Here is a 20,484-nt window from a genome sequence, read left to right as displayed (position 1 = left end):
TTAGGGGAAGGGGGAGTATGTTGATAGAATTTCGTAATGTAAATAAATATTATGGTAATTTTCAAGTTTTGAAAAATATTAATGTGCAAGTGAAAAAAGGAGAAGTGGTAGTAGTTGTCGGGCCTTCAGGATCAGGAAAAAGTACATTGCTTCGATGTATAAATCAATTAGAGGCAATTACAGATGGAGGATTAATTGTACAAAATACAGAGGTACACAATAAAAAGACGGACATGAATGAATTGCGGCGAAATATTGGGATGGTCTTTCAACATTTTTATTTATACCCACATAAAACAGTTCTGCAAAATATTACACTAGCACCGATTAAAGTAAATAAAGTTTCCAAAGAAGAAGCAGAGAAAACAGCAATGTTTTATTTAGAGAAAGTAGGAATCCCGGAGAAGGCTAATGTATATCCACATCAATTATCCGGAGGACAACAGCAAAGAGTAGCAATTGCTAGAGGACTTGCGATGCAGCCGGAAATTATGCTGTTCGATGAGCCTACGTCTGCTCTTGATCCGGAGATGATCGGGGAAGTACTTGATGTTATGAAAACGCTAGCTAAAGAAGGGATGACAATGGTCGTTGTCACGCATGAAATGGGATTTGCGCGAGAAGTAGCAGATCGGATTTTATTTATGGATGATGGTCAAATTATTGAAGATACGACACCGGCGCAATTTTTTGCAAATCCTGAACAAGAAAGAGCTCGTTTATTTTTAAGTCGGGTGCTAAATCATTAGAGGAGGAATTCCATGCTTAAAATGAAAAAGTTATTTACTTTAATCGTATTTTCATGTTTATTCGTGCTTGTTGTTGCTGGATGCGGAAGTAAGAAAGATGAGGCAAAGGAAACAAATACGAAGCAAGGCGGGGCTGTTGAGCAAATTAAGAAACGAGGAAAATTAGTAGTCGGGGTGAAGAATGATACGAATTTATTTGGATTAAAAAATCCTTCAACAGGGCAAGTAGAAGGATTCGATGTTGATGTTGCGAAGGCACTTGCGAAAAAAATTCTTGGAGATGAAAAGAAGCTAGAGCTGAAAGAAGTAACGTCTAAAACACGTATTCCAATGCTGAAAAATGGTGATATTGATGCAATTATTGCGACAATGACAATTACGGAAGAGCGCAAAAAAGAAGTGGATTTCTCAGATGTATATTTTAAAGCCGGACAATCGTTACTTGTGAAAAAAGGAAGCAATATTAAGAGCATCGATGATATAAAACAAGGCGTTAAAGTATTAGCTGTAAAAGGATCAACATCTACAAATAACATTCGTCAAAAGTCACCAGAAGCGACTGTATTAGAATTTGAAAATTATAGTGAGGCATTTACAGCGTTAAAGGCAGGTAAAGGTGATGTGTTAACGACAGATAATGCAATCCTTTACGGAATGGCAAAACAAGATTCTAATTATGAAGTAGTAGGAAAAATTTTTACAGATGAACCGTACGGAATTGCAGTGCAAAAAGGTGCAGACGATTTAACGAAAGAGATTAATAACTTACTAAAAGATATGAAGGCGAGCGGGGAATACGATAAATTGTATGAAAAATGGATCGGTCAAAAACAAGAGAAGTAAAGTGAAACTTTATTTTTCTTGATAAATAGTAAAAGTGAGAGGATGAGAGTGCTCATCCTCTTCTTGTAAAGAAAGAGGGGAGAATATGTGCCTGATTTTTCTATATTAACGAATAACATTGATATGTATTTAGAAGGATTTAAATATACAGTTATGTCTAGTGTAATTGCATTGATAGGCAGTTTTATTTTAGGAGTAATTTTGGCAGTAATGCGCATCGCACCGATTCGTATTTTAAATTGGGTAGGTTCAGCTTTTGTAGAGTTTGTAAGAAATATTCCACTCGTATTAATTGCATTTATATTTTATTTCGCGTTACCTGTAATAGGAATTACTTTAAATGGTTTTGTAGCAGGAACAGTTACGCTTACCGTATATACAGCAGCGTTTATTGCGGAAGTTATTCGCGCTGGTATTCTATCAGTCGAGAAAGGTCAGATGGAAGCAGCACGTTCCTCAGGATTGACTTATACGCAAGCAATGTACCATGTCGTTTTACCTCAAGCTATGAAAATTGTAATTCCCCCTTTAGGAAACCAGTTTCTCAATTTAGTTAAAAACTCCTCAATACTTGGAATTATTGCTGGTGCTGATTTAATGTATCAAGGAGATTTAATTTCAACGAAGACGTTTGTTACGTTTGATGTATATATATTTGTCGGGATGTTTTATTTAATATTAACAATTCCGCTCAGTATGCTAGTGCGTTATTTAGAAAAACGCTTAGCAAAGGAGGCGGTGTAAATGGATTTTAAGGGAGCAATTACAGGGGATCATATTCTATTTTTATTAAAAGGATTACTTATAACGTTAGAGGTAGCGCTCGTAGCAATTGTACTTAGCTTTATTATTGGTAGTGTAATAGGGATATTGCGCTACATGAAAATACCTGTCGTCTCACAAGTATTAGGAATTATCGTTGAAGTAATTCGAAATTTACCACTACTTTTGATTATATTTTTCACGTATTTTGCACTACCAGAAGCAGGCTTGAAATTAGAAATTATAACAGCTGTAATTGTTGCTTTAACAATATTTGAAGCAGCAATGATATCTGAAATTGTTCGAAGTGGTCTATTATCGATTGAAAAAGGACAAATTGAGGCCGCAAGATCTTCAGGATTAACGTATGTGCAAGCGCTTTGGCATATCATTTTACCACAAGCATTAAGGAGAATGGTTCCACCGCTTGTCAGTCAATTTATTTCATTGCTGAAAGATACAGCATTAGCAGTTGTTATATCACTGCCAGAGCTTATGCATAATGCTCAAATTATTAGCGGACAAAATGTGAATTATATGATTCCAACGTTTATGGTAGTAGCTTGTATGTACTTTATCGTAAATTATAGTTTATCAATTTTATCCAGAAGATTAGAACTTCGTTAACCCTTACAATATATGTAAGGGTTTTTCCTTGTTTCTCCTTATTTTCCTCTAAATAGAATCTAAATCTAGCTATAATTAGATTTTTTATATTATTTTATCAGAAAAGTTTTAATTTTATATAGAAAATGTAATCGCTTTCGTGTATATTTTTATTATCAGAAAATTTTAACAAGATATAGGGGTATTTGTAGGGGGAGGATTTAGATGCAGCAACCAACGAATGAGAAATTACATCGTACGATGAAGAGTAGACATTTATTTATGATCGCACTTGGTGGTGTAATTGGAACTGGTTTTTTCTTAGGTTCGGGTTACACTATTAATCAGGCTGGACCAGGGGGGGCCATCCTTTCATATTTAGTAGGCGGATTTATTATGTATTTAACAATGCTTTGTCTTGGAGAGTTAACGGTAGCAATGCCGGTTTCGGGATCTTTCCAAAAGTATGCAACGAAGTTTATTGGACCAGGAACAGGCTTTATGATTGGTTGGTTATACTGGCTCGGCTGGGCAGTAACAGTGGGTCTAGAATTAACGTCAATAGGTTTAATGATGAAAAGATGGTTTCCAAATGTTGATGTTTGGGTATGGTGCCTTGTATTCGGCGTTATTCTATATGCGTCAAATGCTATCTCAGCGAAAAGCTACGCTGAATTAGAATTTTGGTTTTCTAGTATTAAAGTAATTACAATCCTTGCATTTGTTGTTCTTGGTGGTAGTGCATTATTAGGATTTATATCATATGACGGAAAAGAAGCAGCACCTCTTTTCTCTAACTTTGTAAGCGATGGTGGACTTTTCCCGAATGGACTAGCTGCCGTATTACTTACAATGATTACAGTTAACTTCTCGTTCCAAGGAACAGAGTTAATCGGGATTGCAGCGGGAGAAAGTGAAAATCCAGAAAAAACAATTCCACGTGCGATCCGTAATACAGTATGGCGCATTATGTTATTCTTCATTTTAACAATGACAATTTTAGTAGGATTAATTTCTTGGAAGGAAGCAGGCGTAATTGAAAGTCCATTCGTAGTTGTATTTGATAAAATCGGTATTCCATATGCAGCTGATATTATGAACTTTGTTATTATTACTGCGTTATTATCTGTAGCGAACTCTGGATTATATGCAGCGACACGTATATTATGGTCACTTGCAAATGAAGGAATGGCACCAACTTCTTTCAAGAAAGTAAATAAACGTGGTATTCCAATTACAGCGCTAGTCGTAACGATTGCGGTAGCTGGATTATCCCTATTCACAAGTTTCCTTGCAGAAGATACAGTATACATGTACTTATTATCGATAGCTGGTTTATCGGCTGTTTCAAGTTGGATCATTATTGCTCTATCGCAACTTCGCTTTAGAAGTCAGTATATAAAAGGTGGAGGAAAGTTAGAGGACTTAAAGTATAGAACACCACTATATCCGATTGTTCCAATTTTAGCTTTAATTACAAATAGCATCGTTGTTATTAGTTTAGCGTTTATTCCTGAACAAAGAATGGCGTTATACTGCGGTATTCCATTTATCATTTTCTGCTATATATATTATTATTATTATTATATGAGTAAGAAACAGCAGAAACCGATGAAAGTGGAGATGGACAAAACAAATGAAACTAACAATCAAACACGATGATATAAAGGCAGATTTATCGTACGCTCAATTAGCGATTGGAAAAGAAAACGGGTATTCACCGTTACAATTACTCGTTTCTTCTATCGCAGGATGTAGTGCAATTGTCTTTCGAACAATTTTAGAAAAGAAACGTATTACATACGATACGTTTACGATCGAAACTGAAATTGGTAGAAGTGAAGCTTTATCCAAACCAGTTGAAAGTGTTCATTTGCAATATAAAATTAAAGCGGAAAACATTACAGAAGAGCAGTTGGACAAAGCATTGCAGCTTGCAGTGAAAAATTGTACGATTGTTCAATCTGTAAAAGATAGTATAAAGGTTACGGAAACAATTGAACTAATAAAATGAAACATAAAAACGTGAGAGCCGTATTCTCACGTTTTTATGTTTTTAGAAAGAGGGGAAAGTGTAGTGGACTGTTTAGGTTGTAAATTAGCAAACGAAGAGGAAAAAATATATAAAGTATATGAAGATGATTATGTAACTTGCTTTTTAGATCATGCGCCTTTCTACCCAGGACATACTTTAATTGTGCCAAAGCAACATGTTGTAGAAGTAGAAGAATTAGATGACGTTGTAGCAAGATCAATTATGGATGCTTCTAAGCTGATTGCAAAAGCGATTAAGGCATTATATAAACCAGATGGAATTACAGTTTGTCAAAATGGTGGAGTATTTAACGAGTTAACACATTACCATATGCATGTCGTACCAAGATATAAAGAGCGTTCGTTTGCTGAGTTTTATACGGTGCAACCGGAGGAAAAGAAGAATCATAACTTTGAAGAGACAAAGAATTTGTTAAAAGAAGCGATAGAGCAAATACTGCATATTGAAAAGGTGTAAAAGAATTTTTCTTAGAGATACAGTCAGGAAAATTCTAATATTAAAAAGCCCAATTTCTCAGTTACAATAGAGAAATTGGGCTTTTGTTTATTCTATTATTAAATTTTATCTATAAAAAGATTTTGCAGTGTCACAAAGTACAGTGCTCATTCGTTATATAGAGTGAGAGGAGGAATTATATGAAAGTTACAAATAACGATTATGAAAAGATGGAAGAGCTATACGAGTTGTACGAACAAAAAATTTATTATGTAGCGTATTCTATTTTAAATAATATTCAACAGGCTGAAGATGCGGTTCAAGAGACGTTTATTACTCTTTATAAGAACTTGGAAAAGCTCCATAGCTTGAGCACTGAAGAGCTTAAACGCTATATTTTGAGGATCGCGAAAAACAAGGCGATTGATAGTTACCGGAAAAATAAACGACATGAAACATTTTTAGAAGAATATGAAAGAGAATCAATAGAAGCAGTAGATGAAAATATTGAAGAGTGGGAAAAACGTAAAATGTCTGAGGTTCAAATTGATACATTGCTAAAAGAGTTAAATGAATCTAACAGACAGGTGTTTAAGTACAAAGTCTTCTATAACTTAACGTATCAAGAAATTTCAAGTGTAATGGGGATTACGGAGGCTAATGTCCGCAAGCAGTTTGAACGCGCTCGAAAACGAGTCCAAAATATGATAGGAGGTATACAACATGACGAATTCAAAGAACTCCAAAGAAATATATGAACTTGCTGAAAAAATTGCTTTAGATGATTTTGATAAATCCGAAGAACAACATGAATTTTCACATACATATACGCGCAAAAAGAAACTGTTTATGGAGGAAATGAAGCTGAAGGACGAGCGACCACAGAAAAAGAGTAAAAGACATCGTATGTTAATCGCTGCTGCCTGCTTATTGATTGGTATGCCGACAACCGTTTTTGGTGCAGTAAAAGTCTATAATATGATTGTTCAAAAACAAAATTATGAAGTAAATGTGTCGGTAACAAATAAGGACACGAAAAAGGCTGATAAGTGGTATAAGCTGAAAATTGATAAATTACCAGAAAATATGGAAGCAATTGATGACTCTGCTATGAAATATTCATTTAAAGATAACGACGCAAATGGAGGCTTTTCATTTAGTCTTTGGAGAGTAGGGGAAAATGCGGACTTTCAAACTTTATATTCAAAAAGCTACGAAGAAAAAGAGATAGGTGGCAAGAAAGCAGTAATTGTTCATAAAGAAACTGGAAACAACAATGTAATGTTTGATAGGAAGGTCTTTCTCTTTTTTGAGAAAGAAGGGATTATGTTAGAAAGTTTTATTGGATCAGATATAAATGAAGAACAAATGATAGATGTCTTAGGGAATATTTCACTTGAGCCCACGTCAAAAGAAAAGGCATCACATATATCAAATTATGATAAAAAGTATTTTAGCCAAGCAGATGAACCTAAAAAATCTAAAGTGATTCCTTTGAAAAAAGATAGCAAACGACTATTTCATATAGGGCAAAAGGTTCCAGTAACGATATCTATGGATAACAGCCAAATTGAATATGTGATAGAAAAAGTTGAAGTTTTTGATTCGATTAAAGATTTTAAACAAGAGAACTTTAATGAACTTGGCCTAGGGATATTAAGCAAGAAGAAGGCTTTAGATCAGACGGGAAAACTGCTATCGTACAGACGGGATGTATATAAATTAGGGAATGGTAAAGATTCAATTGATACATTAGTAGATTCGCAATTAGTTAATGTTAAATTTGTCTACTTGACAACAACAGTGAGAAATATTGGTAAACAGGCGACAGAAGAAATCTATATGCATCCATCCATAAAGCAGCTTAAATTTGAAGGGAATGCATGGAAATACGCTAAAGAAGAGGGAATGGATGCAACGCGTATTATGACGGGAGAAGTTGATTATTTAGAGCCTCACGGAGATGGGAAAAGCTTCTACAATATTGGCAGTATCCTACCTGGCCAAACGATGAAAGTTAATTTAGGTTATTTTGTGGATGAGGATAAACTAGATTCAATTTTCCTTGATGCTTTCCGTTACAGTGGTTTTAGTGGAACTGAGAATATGAATTCGAAAAATCGTTGGTGGTTTGACATTCGTCAATAATAAAACAATAGGAACAACGGGACGAAAAAAGCTGCTTATATTTAGCAGCTTTTTTCGTCTTCATACATATGTAAAACTTCTTTCGCACGCATAAGTAAACCATCTATCAATTCTTTCGGTTCTAAAATTCGTGCATCTTTTCCAAGTCTATAAAATAAAGGGGTAATAAAGTTGATTTCGCCTTTATCAATTGTTGAATGTATATATCCTGTCCCGTCTTCGTTTATTACCACGAATTCTTCAAGGTAAGGAACACTTTTACATTGGCGCACGCCTTCTGTCGTTAGTAAAACATGTAATTGGGTAGGAATGTGCACTACGTTAGAGCTAGAGGTAAACCATTCTTCTAAATTCATGAACGTACTTTCATTTTTTTCTGTTGATAATATAGAAAGAATACGATCAACACGATACAGTAATACTTTTTTTCTCCTGAAGTCATAGGATGGTAAGTACCATAGCCCATCATGAGCGTATACACCGATAGGATGAACATGTTTTGTTTTTATCCCCGATTTAGATTCGTATTGAAAGTGTAAATTTTTATTTTCAATAGCCGCACTTAACACTGCGTTTAATAGAGGTGTATCAATTGTTCTCTTCGGATTCCAAAAAGCGATATAAGAACGTATTTTATTAACTTTCACTTTCGCATCATGTTGTAGAGAGCTATACAGTTTATGCGTAACGGAATTGATTTCTGTGTTAAAAGGTAAGTCTCGATAGTAACTTAAAGATTGAAAAGCAAAAAAGATGGATACCGCTTCTTCTTCAGTAAATAAAATAGGGGGAATGACTTTATTCGTTAATACTTTATATCCTCCATTACGACCTTGTTCTGCATAAATAGGTAATCCCATATCACTTAAATCTAAAATGTATCTGTGGACAGTACGAACGGAAATATTAAATTCATCAGCTATTTCTTGAGCTGTAAATGCTTTTTTTGCAGAAGCAAATATAAGAATATCTAATAAGCGTTTAGCTTTTGACAAATGTATCACCTTTTTTCTTTTTAAACATGACATAAATTGTCGTGTTTTATTGTTAGTATATTGTTTACAGCATAATGTTATCAAGATGAGATGTAAGGAGGAAAAAATATGTCACGTGAAATAGTTTTATTTATAGCCGCTAGCTTGGATGGATATATTGCGAAAGAAGATGATGATTTACAGTGGTTAATGGAAACCGAAGGAGAGGGAGATAACGGTTATACAGAAATGTACGAAACGATTGATACAATAATTATGGGAAAAAGAACGTACGATTATGTAGTAGAGCATATGGAAACATTCCCGTATTTAGATAAAAAATGTTATGTTTTTTCTAACTCACAAAAAGGTTCAAATGAACACGTGGATTTTGTAAATGAAGAGGTAGTGGAGTTTACGAAAAGGTTGAAAGAGCAAGAAGGATCTAAAATATGGATGGTCGGTGGAGGGAGTCTACTGAGAGAGTTCTTTAAGAATAATTTAATTGATGAATATGTTGTTACAATTACACCGCATATATTAGGTTCTGGAGTTCCGTTATTTCAAGACAAGAATCCAGAAATTAATTTAACTTTAACGGATACGAAACGTTTTGGGCAATTTGTAAATTTATATTATAAAGTAAAATGATAAAGTGAAACTTTAATCAGTGGGGGTTTTGTTCATCTCCCACTGATTATTAGTTGAACCAATCGGGCTTTTACGGGCAGTTGATCCCCCACCTAACTTCTTTGCTTCCGCTGAATTTTGATGTAGGGGTCTTACTGCCCGTTAATGCGGGATAAAAAAACACGACTATTGATGATAGTCGTGTTTCTTTATGGATGGTAATGAAACTATAAAGCAAGACCCGTAATCGACTTCGCTCGTTACAGTAATATTTCCGCCGTGTAGTTCTACAATTTCCTTCACGATAGAGAGTCCTAAACCAGTTCCGCCTGTAGATCGTGATCTTGCTTTATCGACACGGTAAAAGCGGTCAAAAATGTGAGGGAGGTCTTCAGGTGGAATACCTTCGCCTTCATCTTCAATTGTAATGGAGATACGTTTATGTTCGTCTGTAATAGAAATGTTTATATGAGAATGTTCTTTTGAATGTCTATAAGCGTTATTTAAAATGTTCACTATCACTTGTTCGAATCGCTGTTCATCTAAGTTTACTAGCAATGTAGGAGAACAAGAGAAAGAAACTTTAATGTATCTTTCTTTATACATGGCGTTTACTTTTTCAGCTATGCGAGTAAGGAAGGTGTGTAAATGCACTTCCTTTACTTGAATAGAAAAGCTATGTTGTTCTATTTGTGCAAGTGAAAATAAATCTTGAACTAAGTTTGTAATGTAATCAGACTCGTCTTTTATAATTGATAAATATCGCAAACGTTGTTCAGGAGGGGTGCTTTCTTTTAAAGCAATGTCAGCATAACCTCGTACGTATGTTAACGGTGTTCGTAATTCGTGAGCAACACTTGCTAGAAATTCACTTCGCTCTGTTTTCATATAATGTAAATCATTTGCGAGCGTTTGAATAGATGATGCTAGTTCACCAATTTCATCATTTCGAGTAGTCGTTAATGAAACGGACAAATCGCCTTTACTCATTTTTTCAGTTGCATGTTTCATGTGTAACAATGGCTTTGTTAATAAATGTGATAATAGGAAAATTGTGATGACTGTGAGTAGAAACGTGATGGCACCAGCAATAATGAATTGTTTCGTTAATCCATTAACCAACTTTTCAATTGATTCTGTTCCAAGAAACATGTACACATAGCCTTCATGTTTTCCATCGACTACAATAGGGCTAACTGTACATATATAATTAGATGTTTTCCAATGATTTTCTATAATCGCTCCATTATGGTCTGTTCGAGTTTGCATTTTACTAATATGATCGTTTATAGTCGTGTTTATTTCGTTAGATTTAGCTAGTATTTCTTTATTTGTATTTGTAATAACGACAGTTGTTTCAGCTTCAGATTCCATTAGTGCTACGTGAGAGATTGTTTGCTTATCATAATATTTTTCAAGTACATCACGATGACTGTTTCCACGTTTTAATAAAGCAGTCATTTCTTCATTTACTCTAGTGTTTACGAGACTATAATAGAGCAATACAAATAGAACACTTTCAATTAAAAGTGTGACAATTAAAAAATAAAATCCGAATTGAATAGAGATTCGTTTCATCACTTTGCTCCTTAATGTTCGGTATCAATCCATCGATAACCTACTCCATACACGGTTTTTAAATGATGATCAATAGGGAAATTTGCTTTTCGCAATTTATCACGCAAATTACGAATATGTGAATCGACTGTGCGATCTTCTGTATTTGTGTTTAATCCCCAAATTCGTTCAATGAGCTGATCACGGCTTAATACATAATTCACATGGCGTAAAAATAACCCGAGTAAAGAGAATTCGATCGGTGTGAGAAGAAGTTCTTCATTATGTACAGAAGCGAAGTGTTTTGTTTCATCCCATACAATACCGTGATATTGGATTTGTTTATGTTCATTTGTACGTCTTAAAACGGCTTCAATTCTTGCGAAAAGTTCTTCTTCATGGAAAGGTTTCGTTACGTAATCATCCGCTCCGAGTTTTAATCCTTGGATGACATCTACTGTTTGATCACGAGCGGTAACCATAATAATAGGAACGTTACTAAATGAACGGATTCTTTTGCACGTTTCCCATCCGTCCATCTTTGGCATCATAATATCGAGTAAAACAAATTTAAAGTTTCGATTTTCTATATGTAAAATAGCTTCTTCTCCGGAAGTCGCACATACGCAGTTATATCCAATTGGAGTAAGATAAAGCGTTAATAATTCAAGCATTCTCGGTTCATCGTCTACGAGCAGTATATCAATCATAGAGAGCCCTCCATATTTATAATCGTTACTTAAAGTGTAATGCAAAATCATGAAGAAATGGTGCAGATTATGATGTGTCTGCATAATTTCTTCAGAATTGCTTGTTATTGTGGAGTTGAAATTACATTTTAGGTAATCATATTGGCTCAAAAATGATTAATACGGAGGCGGTATAGTGAAAAAAATGACCCGAATTTTTGGGATAACAATAATTACAGCAGTTGGTCTTGCTGCATGTGGGCAAACGAATACAGACCATAAAAATCATGAATCTACAAAAGAGAAGAAAACAGAGCAAAAGGAAATGAAAATGAATCAGGAAGTAACCGCGCCAAAAGAAATGAACGAAGGGGCATCGAATGATTTATTAACGACAAGTCTAAAAAATGTAACGAGGTTAAATACAAATGACCCCCTAAAAATGGCAGTGTTAACTTCGCAAACGATATGGCCAGCAACCCATAAAGAGAACCAGCCAGGTGCTGTTATTTTAGTACCAGCAAGCGAGTGGCAATTAGGTATTGCGAGTGCAGACCTTATTCATCATCCGAATAACGGGCCGATTTTATTTATAGAAAAAGAAAAGATACCGGAAATGACGTTAAAAGAAATAAAACGATTAAATCCAATCGGAACGAAAGATGGAACACAAATTATGGTGATGGGAGATGTAGGTACTAGCGCGCTTGAACAATTGAAAGGTTATAAAGTAAAACAAATAAAAGAAACGGACCCAGCTATATTTGCGAAGGATGTTGATAAGGAGTATGCCGATATAACAGGAAGCTACCCAAATAGTGTTATTATCGGTTCGTCTGCAGAAGAAGGACGTTTATATACAACACCCGCTGTAAATTGGATTTCTCATATGCCGGAACCACTACTCTATACAGAAAAGAATAAAGTGCCAGAAGCGACAATAGAGGCATTAAAAATGAGAAAAGATAAAGCAAATATATATGTATTAGGGCCAGAAAAAATTGTTTCAAAAGAAGTAGAAAAAGAGTTAAGCAAATACGGGAAAGTAACGCGTATTAGTGGAGAGACCCCTACAGAAAACTCGATTGCGTTCGCTAAATTTAAAGATGAAAAAACAAAATTTGGCTGGGGATTCACAAAACCTGGTCACGGTTTATCATTTGTTTCAAGCAAAACACCAGATTTAGCAGTTGCTGGAGCACCTTTTTCACATATGGGTAAACACGCACCTGTTGTCTTGTTAGAAGAAGGGAAAGCTTCACAACCAGTGTATGACTTCCTTGCTACTATTCAGCCGAAGTTTAAAGATGATCCAACACTTGGACCATATAATCATGGCTTCTTATTAGGAAGTACGAGTGATATTTCATTTGAAACACAAGGAATACTAGATGAGAGGTTAGAAATTGTTCAGGAAAGTGGTCAAGGACACGGTGGACATTAATAAAATGAGAAAAGACGCTACTGATATAGCGTCTTTTTTTATTTCCCTCGACAAAATATGACAAAAAAGTTGTAACTGTTTCTGTTATGATAGTTTCGGAAATCTTACATTTTACATAATCGGAGGAAAAGAAATGTATAAAAAATTGGGTACTATCGCTTTAACAGGTGCACTTGCTTTTAGTTTAGCTGCTTGTGGTGAAACTGAAGTTAAAGAAGTGAGTAAAAACGATGCTCCTAAACAGGCTGAAAAGAAAGATAAAAAGGAAAAAGCTGAAAGCAAGATTTATAAAATTGGAGATACGGTAGAAGTTAATGGCCTACAACTTACTTTCAGTTCAGCTAAATTCGTTGAGCCTAACGAATACGTAAAAGCTGAAAAAGGGAAAGTACTAGAAATCGCTTTTAATGCTAAAAATAATGGCAAAAAAGATATATATTTTGGAACTTCTGAATTAAAAATTGCTGATACTAACGGCAACCAATTCAAAGAGTACTTTGGTGGGGAAAATACGTTTATAAACGAAAATATTGCGCCAGGTAACCAAATTACAAACAAAATGTTATTTGATGTACCAGAAGGCGATAAGTTTGTTGGTACATTTAAACCTACATTTACATTTGACGAGAAATCAGTGAAAGTTGAATTTGAAGTTGCTAAATAAGGAGAGATTAAGATGAAAAGAACAGCTGAATTTGTATTAGGTCTTATTGGAGGTATTTTTGGTATTATTTGTGCATTTGTTGCTTTATTAATCGGCGGTATGGGAGCTGCTTTTGAAGCTGATGGAGCAAATACTGTTATTGGCTTAGGTTGGGGAGCTGTGGCTCTATCAATCTTAGGAATTGTTGGATCTGTTATGGTAAGAAGTAAAGCGAAGGTTGGCGGTATTATGATGACTGTGGCTGCTATCGGTGGATTTATTTGTATTTCTATAATTTACTTATTACCAGGCGTATTATTATTAATCGGTGGATTAATGGGCATATTCCGTAAGGATAAAGCAACTGTATCTGCATAAAATGAGCACTCGAAAGAGTGCTTTTACTAATTTCATTAAATTAGCATAAACTCCTCTAATCCTAAACCTCATATATGAAGTGGAAATATCCATAGAAATGTAAATGAATTCCTTGAGTAGCTAATATCTTGATCCTTGGACTACTCAATTAAATGAGCTGAATTACATGTGCATTTTTCATCCATCCAAACAAAGTTCTCTTCATTTGACATACGGTAGAATCGAAATCGTTGTACGTTAAATCAACAATAGGTGATAGTATATTTAAAGTCTTCCTGATATTCTAGGAAAAGAAGCTACGAAGGTAACATCTTTTTTAGGAAACTTTTACATAGCAAAAAATCTTCTACTCGTTATATAATAGCTTTCGTGCAGTCGGCTAGATTTTCTTATGGAGAAAATCAAATTATAAAGGAGTAGAGGAGTGGTATTTTGTTTCAAACGATAAAAAATGACTGGTTTTCTAATGTGAGAGGGGACGTGTTATCAGGAATTGTCGTTGCTTTAGCATTAATCCCTGAAGCGATAGCCTTCTCTGTTATTGCAGGCGTGGATCCGACAGTTGGACTATACGCAGCCTTTTGTATTGCGGTTACCATTTCATTTGTTGGCGGAAGAACTGGAATGATTTCAGCTGCAACAGGTGCAATGGCATTATTAATGGTAACGCTTGTTAAAGATCATGGTTTGCAATATTTATTTGCTACAACAATATTAACAGGTATCGTCCAAATTATTTTTGGCGTGTTCAAACTGAGCTCATTTATGAAGTTTGTTCCGAAATCTGTTATGAGTGGTTTTTTAAATTCACTTGGAATTTTAGTTTTTACAGCGCAATTACCGCATTTTAAAAATGCAACTTGGCAAATGTATGCACTCGTTGTATTAGGACTTGCAATTATATATTTATTTCCACGTATTACAACGGCTGTACCTTCTACGCTTATTTCAATTATTATTGTGACGAGTATTGCACTTATGAGCGGATTACAGTTGAAAACAGTAGGGGATATGGGAAGCCTACCGAAAGAATTACCGTTCTTTAGTATTCCTGATGTGCCATTTACATTAGAAACATTAGGGATTATTTTACCTTATGCAGTTATGCTTGCAATCATTGGTTTACTAGAGTCTTTATTAACAGCTTCAGTTTTAGATGATATGACGCATACAGAAAGTAATAAGCATAAAGAGGCACGCGGACAAGGGATCGCAAACATCGTTGCTGGATTTTTCGGAGGAATGGCAGGATGTGCAATGATCGGTCAATCTGTTATTAATATTAAATCAGGTGGACGAGGTCGCCTATCAACATTTGTAGCGGGCGGATTTTTAATCGTATTACTATTCGTTTTAGGGAATTATGTCGTTCATATTCCGATGGCAGCTTTAGTTGCGGTTATGATTATGGTTTCAATCGGAACGTTTGATTGGAACTCTGTAACAACGATTCATAAAGTACCAAAAGGAAACGCATTTGTTATGATTGTAACAGTTGTGATTGTCTTAATTACACATAATTTAGCATTAGGTGTAATTATCGGAACAGTAATTAGTGCGGTGTTATTTGCATTCAATATGGCAAAGATTCACGTGAAACATTTATATATTGAAAATAAAAAAATATACGAAATTCACGGTCAACTTTTCTTTGCATCTACAGCCGATTTCATAAATAATTTTTCATTTAATGAAGATGTAAAAGAAATTGAAATGAATTTTACTCATGCGCACGTATGGGATGATTCAGCAGTGGCATCAATTGATAAAGTTATCATGAAGTATGAGCAAAGTGGTGTGAAAGTAAGTATAACAGGATTAAATGAACGTAGCTCAAAACTTGTTGCAAATTTGGCTACTTATAATAAAAGAATTGCTAGTTAAAAGCCTCCTTTTTAGGGGGCTTTATTATATAATACGAGTAGGATAACGAAAAGGGGATTCAGCATATGTACAAACAAATTATATTAGCATGTGACGGTTCTGAACATGCACTTCGAGCAGCGGAACATGCAACATATATTGCGAAATGTAGCGAAGAAACAAATGTTGAAGTTGTGTACGTAGTAGATAATAGAACGGCAAAATCAGATATTATACAAGGTCAAACAGACTTAGAAACAATATCAGCTAGTCGAAAAGATAAATTAAAAGAGATTGAAGGTCTATTAAAGAAAGAGAACATTTCTTATACAATTACGATATTACATGGTGATCCTGGAGATACAATTGTTCAATATGTAAATACAGGAGATATAGATCTTGTTATCGCTGGAAGCAGAGGGCTAAATACACTGCAAGAAATGGTGCTTGGTAGTGTCAGTCATAAAATAGCAAAACGAGTGAAATGTCCGGTGATGATTATAAAATAAAATAGAATGTAATGAAGACCTTAGTATAACTGAGGTCTTTTTTATGTATAAATAACTCTTATTTGTGGAAATACTAGATATATAAGTTGAAAAGATGTTAACTTACAAATTTGTAAGTTAGTTGTTAGAGAAATCGATGTTATGAAATTTTTCCCATTGGTAAAATAAAAGTATCACAGGGGAGATAGGGAGGATGGAAGCAATGAAATCATTTCAAAATTTGTCATATAGTCAAGGGGTAAGCTTAATTTGTCTAGGGGGATTTGCTGCATCTGTTACGTTAGCTGTTTTAATAAAGGTGTTTCATCAAATTTTTTAATATTAGAGTAGGGAAGGAATTGGTTGTTATCATTAGTAGGAACAGCAATGAAAATAAAAAATAGCTCTTAGCATGTATGTAGATGCTAAGAGCTATTTTTATGATTTTTATATGTTATTTAAGCTTGTTTTGATTTTACTGACCCTGTATTTAAAGTAAGGGCAAGGAAGAACATTGCAAGTATGCAAGATGCAAGTAATAAGATGAATCCGCCATCCCACCCGAATGCATCTACGATAAAGCCCATAGCGGCACTAGCGAAAGCAGCTCCGCCTAAGTAACCGAAGAATCCAGTTAAGCCTGCTGCAGTTCCAGCAGCTTTCTTTGGTGCTAAGTCAAGAGCGTGTAGACCAATTAACATAACCGGTCCGTAAATTAAAAATCCAATTGCGACAAGAGCGATACTATCAACCATTGGATTACCAGGAGGATTTAACCAGTAAACAAGAACTGCGATAAATACACCAATCATAAATAAAATACCAGCAGGTGCACGACGTCCTTTAAATAGTTTATCACTCATCCATCCGCAAAGAAGTGTACCTGGAATACCAGCCCATTCATATAGAGCGTAAGCAGTACGTGAGCTACTATGAGTAAAGCTTTTTTCTTCTACTAAATAAGTAGGAGCCCAGTCTACAACGCCGTAACGTACGAAATACACGAAAACGTTCGCAATAGCGATGTACCATAAAAATTTATTGTTTAGTACGTATTTAAATAAAATTTCCTTTGCCGAAAGTTCGCGTTCGCGATCTTTTATTTTCTCATCTGGTGGATATTCTCCAGTATGCTCTTCAATAGAAGGTAGTCCACAAGATTGAGGTGTATCTTTCATTGTAATTAGTACATAAATACCAACTAAAATTGAAAGAATACCTGGGAAGTAAAAAATACTATGCCAGTCATTTGCAAAGAAGTATAAGCCTAATGTTACAAGAGAAGGCATCAGCGCGCCGCCGACATTATGAGCGACGTTCCAAATAGACATTTTTGTACCACGTTCGCTAATAGAGAACCAGTGAACCATCGTACGACCACAAGGAGGCCATCCCATGCCTTGTACCCATCCATTTAAAAACTGAAGTACAAACATAAGTATAATGCTCGTTGTAATGAAAGAAAATGAGCCGAAAATAATATTAATGATACCTGATAAAAATAGCCCAGCTGCTAAAAAGTAGCGAGGATTACAACGGTCGGATACGATACCCATAAGAAATTTACTTAATCCGTAAGCGATAGATACTGCTGAAAGGATAACCCCAAGTTCCCCTTTACTAAATCCTTGCTCGATTAAGTATGGCATTGCTAGTGAAAAGTTTTTTCGAACAAAGTAGTAACCTGCATAACCAATGAAGATACCTAAGAATACTTGTAAACGTAATTTACGGTATTCGCTATCAACGCGATCAGCTGGTAAGCGTTCCGCGTGGGGCGCAGGTTTAAATAATTGTGTGAAAAACATAAAATGAAAATCCTCCCCTAATTAATTCGAAGCGTTTTAAGACAGAGAATATAAAAAGGCCATGAAATATAAAAAAGTTTCCTTTTTTATGATTCATAGCCGTGTACTCCGTTTCTCCGTGACTGTCAATATTAACTTCGTCGAAAATTATACAACTTTGTGACAAAAATGTAAACGTTTTTATGAATAAAAGTATTGACGGATTTTGTTCGTGGGATTAATATTTAAATACGTTAAATATTTTATTGTTTAAATAAGAGGTGGATAACATGCCAAATGATATGACGCATATCGATAAAATTCAAGCTCTAGCCTTTTCGATTGGAAAGAAAATGCAGACGGAGTTATTAGAACAAATGCAAGCAACAGGACTTACACCACCGCAGTTTTATATTTTAAAGATTCTAGATCATTATGGGGCTTCAAGAGCGACAACATTAGCAAAAAAGATGTACGTGAAGCCTAGCGCAATTACAGTGATGATTGATCGTCTAATCGATCAAGAACTTGTAGAACGCTATCACGACAAAGATGACCGTCGTGTTGTCATCATCGAGTTAACGAAAAAGGGGAAATCTAGAGTAGAAGAGGCAATGACAGCTCGCAACGAGCATATTGCAAAATACTTTTCACATTTAGAGTTGCAAGAAAGAGAAGATTTATTACGTCTCTTTGAGAAGTTAGAAACCATTATTTGCGGGACACAAGAGAAAAAAGAGAATAACTAAGAGGAATTGAGGAGATTACATGGAACAACAAGAAAATCAAAATAGAAAGTTGTTGTTAATCGGTTTAGTAATCGCGATGCTATTTGCTGCATTAGATGGAACAATTGTTGGTACAGCAATGCCACGTATCGTCGGTGACCTAGGCGGATTAAGTTTAATGACATGGTTAACAACAGCATATATGTTAACATCAACGACAGTTGTACCAATTGCAGGTAAGTTAGCGGATTTACTTGGTCGTCGTAACGTATATATAACAGGGCTAGTTATTTTCATGATTGGTTCGGCGTTATGTGGTATGGCAAATGGTATGACAGAATTAATTATTTTCCGTGGTATTCAAGGTCTTGGTGGCGGTATTATGATGCCAATGGCTATGATTATTATTGGAGATATGTTCACGGGAAAAGAACGTGCGAAATGGCAAGGTATTTTTGGTGCGTTATACGGTCTTGCTTCTGTAATTGGACCACAAGTTGGTGGGTGGATTGTAGATGCAGTGAACTGGAGATGGGTATTCTACATTAACTTACCGGTTGGTATTTTAGCAACAATCTTTATTGCAATGGGATTAAAATCACATAAACAAACAGGACCAATTAAAATTGATATCGCTGGAATCTTTACGATGATTCTAGGTGTTGTAAGTTTATTACTTGCGCTAACGTTTGGCGGAAAAGATTATGCATGGGACTCTTGGCAAATTATCGGTTTATTTGCACTAGCTGTAATTGGTATCGTTAGCTTTGTTATTGTTGAAACGAAAGCTGAAGAGCCGATTTTACCAATGCATTTCTTTAAAAATCGCACATTTACAATACTGAATGCGATTGGATTCTTTATGAGTATTGGAATGTTCGGCGCGATTATGTTCGTACCATTCTTCATGCAAGGTATTGTAGGAGTAAGTGCTGCTGAATCAGGAACAATTATGACTCCAATGATGATTACAATGATTGTAATGAGTATTATCGGTGGGCAACTTGTATTAAAAGTTGGTGTAAAACCACAAATTATCGCAGGTATGCTTATTATGGCGGGTGGTTTCTGGTTATTAACAACGATGGATATGCACACAACGAAGCTTACAGCTACTTCTTATATGATGGTTATCGGTTTAGGAATGGGTCTTGTAATGCCGACATTAACATTAGCGTTACAAGAAAGCTTCCCGAAAAAAGACCTTGGTGTCGTAACGTCATCAAGTCAGTTCTTCCGTCAAATTGGTGGAACATTTGGTATTACAATTTTAGGATCAATTATGAATAACACTTCAGGTACAACGTTAACAAATAAATTAGTACCTGTATTAGATACATTCCCGAAAGAAGCGGGACAAATGGTAACGAAATTTAAAGATATGATTCACACAGATCCACAAGGTTTATATTCGATGCTATTTAGCCCAGAGGCATTAAAACAAATGCCAGAAGCGTTCGCTAACAGCATTGTACCTATTTTGAAAAACTCTTTAGTAGACTCGCTTCATACTGTATTCTTAACAGGATTAGTATTTATCGTAGTAGGTGCCATCTTTACGATTTTCTTACAAAAAATTAAATTATCAGATCGTAAAAAAGATGCTAAAGAGCCTGCTGTAGAAGAAAAAGAAAAAACTGTATCATACTCGTAATGAAGAAGCATCGCCTTATGGCGGTGCTTTTTTGAGTATAACCTTAAAAG

22 protein-coding genes are annotated in these 20,484 nt (G+C 35.1%); 18 read left to right on the top strand and 4 right to left on the bottom strand.

What is annotated here, in order from left to right; translation table 11 throughout:
* Window positions 1–17 precede the first annotated feature (17 nt).
* The 9 genes from ASE54_RS31050 (at window position 18) to ASE54_RS31010 (ending at window position 7,599) form a co-directional block, all read left to right on the top strand.
* The gene (locus ASE54_RS31050; protein WP_003309077.1) at window positions 18–749 is read left to right on the top strand and encodes an amino acid ABC transporter ATP-binding protein; all 732 of its coding nucleotides are present in this window, start codon (window positions 18–20) and stop codon (window positions 747–749) included.
* A gap of 12 nt (window positions 750–761) precedes the next feature.
* Window positions 762–1,592: a glutamine ABC transporter substrate-binding protein GlnH gene (gene glnH / locus ASE54_RS31045; RefSeq protein WP_000916489.1), complete on the top strand. Its 831-nt coding sequence runs from the start codon at window positions 762–764 to the stop codon at window positions 1,590–1,592.
* 87 nt (window positions 1,593–1,679) lie between these two features.
* Window positions 1,680–2,336 (top strand): amino acid ABC transporter permease, encoded by a 657-nt coding sequence (locus ASE54_RS31040; RefSeq protein ID WP_001112685.1) that lies wholly within the window; start codon window positions 1,680–1,682, stop codon window positions 2,334–2,336.
* A complete protein-coding gene (locus tag ASE54_RS31035) occupies window positions 2,337–2,981 on the top strand; it encodes an amino acid ABC transporter permease (protein WP_000345975.1) in 645 nt (214 codons plus the stop codon).
* A 204-nt stretch (window positions 2,982–3,185) separates the two neighbouring features.
* Window positions 3,186–4,622, top strand: a complete 1,437-nt coding sequence (locus tag ASE54_RS31030; protein WP_001187094.1) for an amino acid permease — start codon at window positions 3,186–3,188, stop codon at window positions 4,620–4,622.
* On the top strand, window positions 4,597–4,974 hold the full coding sequence (locus ASE54_RS31025; RefSeq protein ID WP_000778854.1) for an OsmC family protein: 378 nt from the start codon (window positions 4,597–4,599) through the stop codon (window positions 4,972–4,974). The genes ASE54_RS31030 and ASE54_RS31025 overlap by 26 nt, the downstream gene beginning before the upstream one ends.
* A gap of 63 nt (window positions 4,975–5,037) precedes the next feature.
* Window positions 5,038–5,472, top strand: coding sequence for an HIT family protein (locus tag ASE54_RS31020; RefSeq protein ID WP_000340518.1), 435 nt, complete (start codon window positions 5,038–5,040; stop codon window positions 5,470–5,472).
* Between the two features lie 179 nt (window positions 5,473–5,651).
* Window positions 5,652–6,209 carry an RNA polymerase sigma factor gene (locus ASE54_RS31015; RefSeq protein WP_000869275.1) on the top strand — a complete coding sequence of 186 codons (558 nt, stop codon included), beginning with the start codon at window positions 5,652–5,654 and terminating at the stop codon, window positions 6,207–6,209.
* The gene (locus tag ASE54_RS31010) at window positions 6,175–7,599 is read left to right on the top strand and encodes a DUF4367 domain-containing protein (protein ID WP_000185125.1); all 1,425 of its coding nucleotides are present in this window, start codon (window positions 6,175–6,177) and stop codon (window positions 7,597–7,599) included. The genes ASE54_RS31015 and ASE54_RS31010 overlap by 35 nt, the downstream gene beginning before the upstream one ends.
* Before the next feature lie 41 nt (window positions 7,600–7,640).
* Here the strand turns inward: ASE54_RS31010 and ASE54_RS31005 are convergent, their stop codons facing one another.
* Window positions 7,641–8,627: a YafY family protein gene (locus ASE54_RS31005; protein ID WP_114365429.1), complete on the bottom strand. Its 987-nt coding sequence runs from the start codon at window positions 8,625–8,627 to the stop codon at window positions 7,641–7,643.
* Between the two features lie 75 nt (window positions 8,628–8,702).
* Between ASE54_RS31005 and ASE54_RS31000 the strand changes: the two genes are divergently transcribed.
* A complete protein-coding gene (locus tag ASE54_RS31000) occupies window positions 8,703–9,224 on the top strand; it encodes a dihydrofolate reductase family protein (RefSeq protein ID WP_000085772.1) in 522 nt (173 codons plus the stop codon).
* A gap of 165 nt (window positions 9,225–9,389) precedes the next feature.
* Here ASE54_RS31000 and ASE54_RS30995 read toward each other — a convergent pair whose 3' ends face one another.
* Both ASE54_RS30995 and ASE54_RS30990 read right to left on the bottom strand, forming a co-directional pair.
* A complete protein-coding gene (locus ASE54_RS30995) occupies window positions 9,390–10,781 on the bottom strand; it encodes a HAMP domain-containing sensor histidine kinase (RefSeq protein WP_000822548.1) in 1,392 nt (463 codons plus the stop codon).
* An 11-nt stretch (window positions 10,782–10,792) separates the two neighbouring features.
* Window positions 10,793–11,470 (bottom strand): response regulator transcription factor, encoded by a 678-nt coding sequence (locus ASE54_RS30990; RefSeq protein WP_000565487.1) that lies wholly within the window; start codon window positions 11,468–11,470, stop codon window positions 10,793–10,795.
* Window positions 11,471–11,645: 175 nt separating this feature from the next.
* Between ASE54_RS30990 and ASE54_RS30985 the strand changes: the two genes are divergently transcribed.
* The 6 genes from ASE54_RS30985 (at window position 11,646) to ASE54_RS35465 (ending at window position 16,605) form a co-directional block, all read left to right on the top strand.
* Window positions 11,646–12,893 (top strand): hypothetical protein, encoded by a 1,248-nt coding sequence (locus ASE54_RS30985; RefSeq protein ID WP_000738865.1) that lies wholly within the window; start codon window positions 11,646–11,648, stop codon window positions 12,891–12,893.
* A 133-nt stretch (window positions 12,894–13,026) separates the two neighbouring features.
* On the top strand, window positions 13,027–13,557 hold the full coding sequence (locus ASE54_RS30980; protein WP_000277057.1) for a DUF4352 domain-containing protein: 531 nt from the start codon (window positions 13,027–13,029) through the stop codon (window positions 13,555–13,557).
* A 12-nt stretch (window positions 13,558–13,569) separates the two neighbouring features.
* Entirely contained in the window at window positions 13,570–13,914 is a 345-nt protein-coding gene (locus ASE54_RS30975; RefSeq protein ID WP_000831286.1) for a DUF4064 domain-containing protein, read from the top strand.
* Between the two features lie 432 nt (window positions 13,915–14,346).
* The gene (locus ASE54_RS30970; protein WP_000487912.1) at window positions 14,347–15,798 is read left to right on the top strand and encodes a SulP family inorganic anion transporter; all 1,452 of its coding nucleotides are present in this window, start codon (window positions 14,347–14,349) and stop codon (window positions 15,796–15,798) included.
* Between the two features lie 65 nt (window positions 15,799–15,863).
* A complete protein-coding gene (locus ASE54_RS30965) occupies window positions 15,864–16,286 on the top strand; it encodes a universal stress protein (protein WP_000277998.1) in 423 nt (140 codons plus the stop codon).
* A 202-nt stretch (window positions 16,287–16,488) separates the two neighbouring features.
* The gene (locus ASE54_RS35465) at window positions 16,489–16,605 is read left to right on the top strand and encodes a DUF4027 family protein (protein ID WP_000834733.1); all 117 of its coding nucleotides are present in this window, start codon (window positions 16,489–16,491) and stop codon (window positions 16,603–16,605) included.
* Window positions 16,606–16,723: 118 nt separating this feature from the next.
* On the opposite strand, the gene glpT is transcribed toward ASE54_RS35465, so the two are convergent.
* Window positions 16,724–18,073: a glycerol-3-phosphate transporter gene (glpT, locus tag ASE54_RS30960; RefSeq protein ID WP_000466386.1), complete on the bottom strand. Its 1,350-nt coding sequence runs from the start codon at window positions 18,071–18,073 to the stop codon at window positions 16,724–16,726.
* 269 nt (window positions 18,074–18,342) lie between these two features.
* Here glpT and ASE54_RS30955 point away from each other — a divergent pair, with 269 nt between their 5' ends.
* Together ASE54_RS30955 and ASE54_RS30950 are read left to right on the top strand one after the other, a co-directional pair.
* Window positions 18,343–18,801: a MarR family transcriptional regulator gene (locus ASE54_RS30955; RefSeq protein WP_001132366.1), complete on the top strand. Its 459-nt coding sequence runs from the start codon at window positions 18,343–18,345 to the stop codon at window positions 18,799–18,801.
* A 19-nt stretch (window positions 18,802–18,820) separates the two neighbouring features.
* The gene (locus tag ASE54_RS30950) at window positions 18,821–20,434 is read left to right on the top strand and encodes an MDR family MFS transporter (protein WP_000437648.1); all 1,614 of its coding nucleotides are present in this window, start codon (window positions 18,821–18,823) and stop codon (window positions 20,432–20,434) included.
* Window positions 20,435–20,484: the final 50 nt, after the last annotated feature.

This window comes from Bacillus sp. Root131, assembly GCF_001429475.1.
Classification (GTDB): domain Bacteria; phylum Bacillota; class Bacilli; order Bacillales; family Bacillaceae_G; genus Bacillus_A; species Bacillus_A thuringiensis_S.
This window is presented reverse-complemented; position numbering and strand designations above follow the sequence as displayed.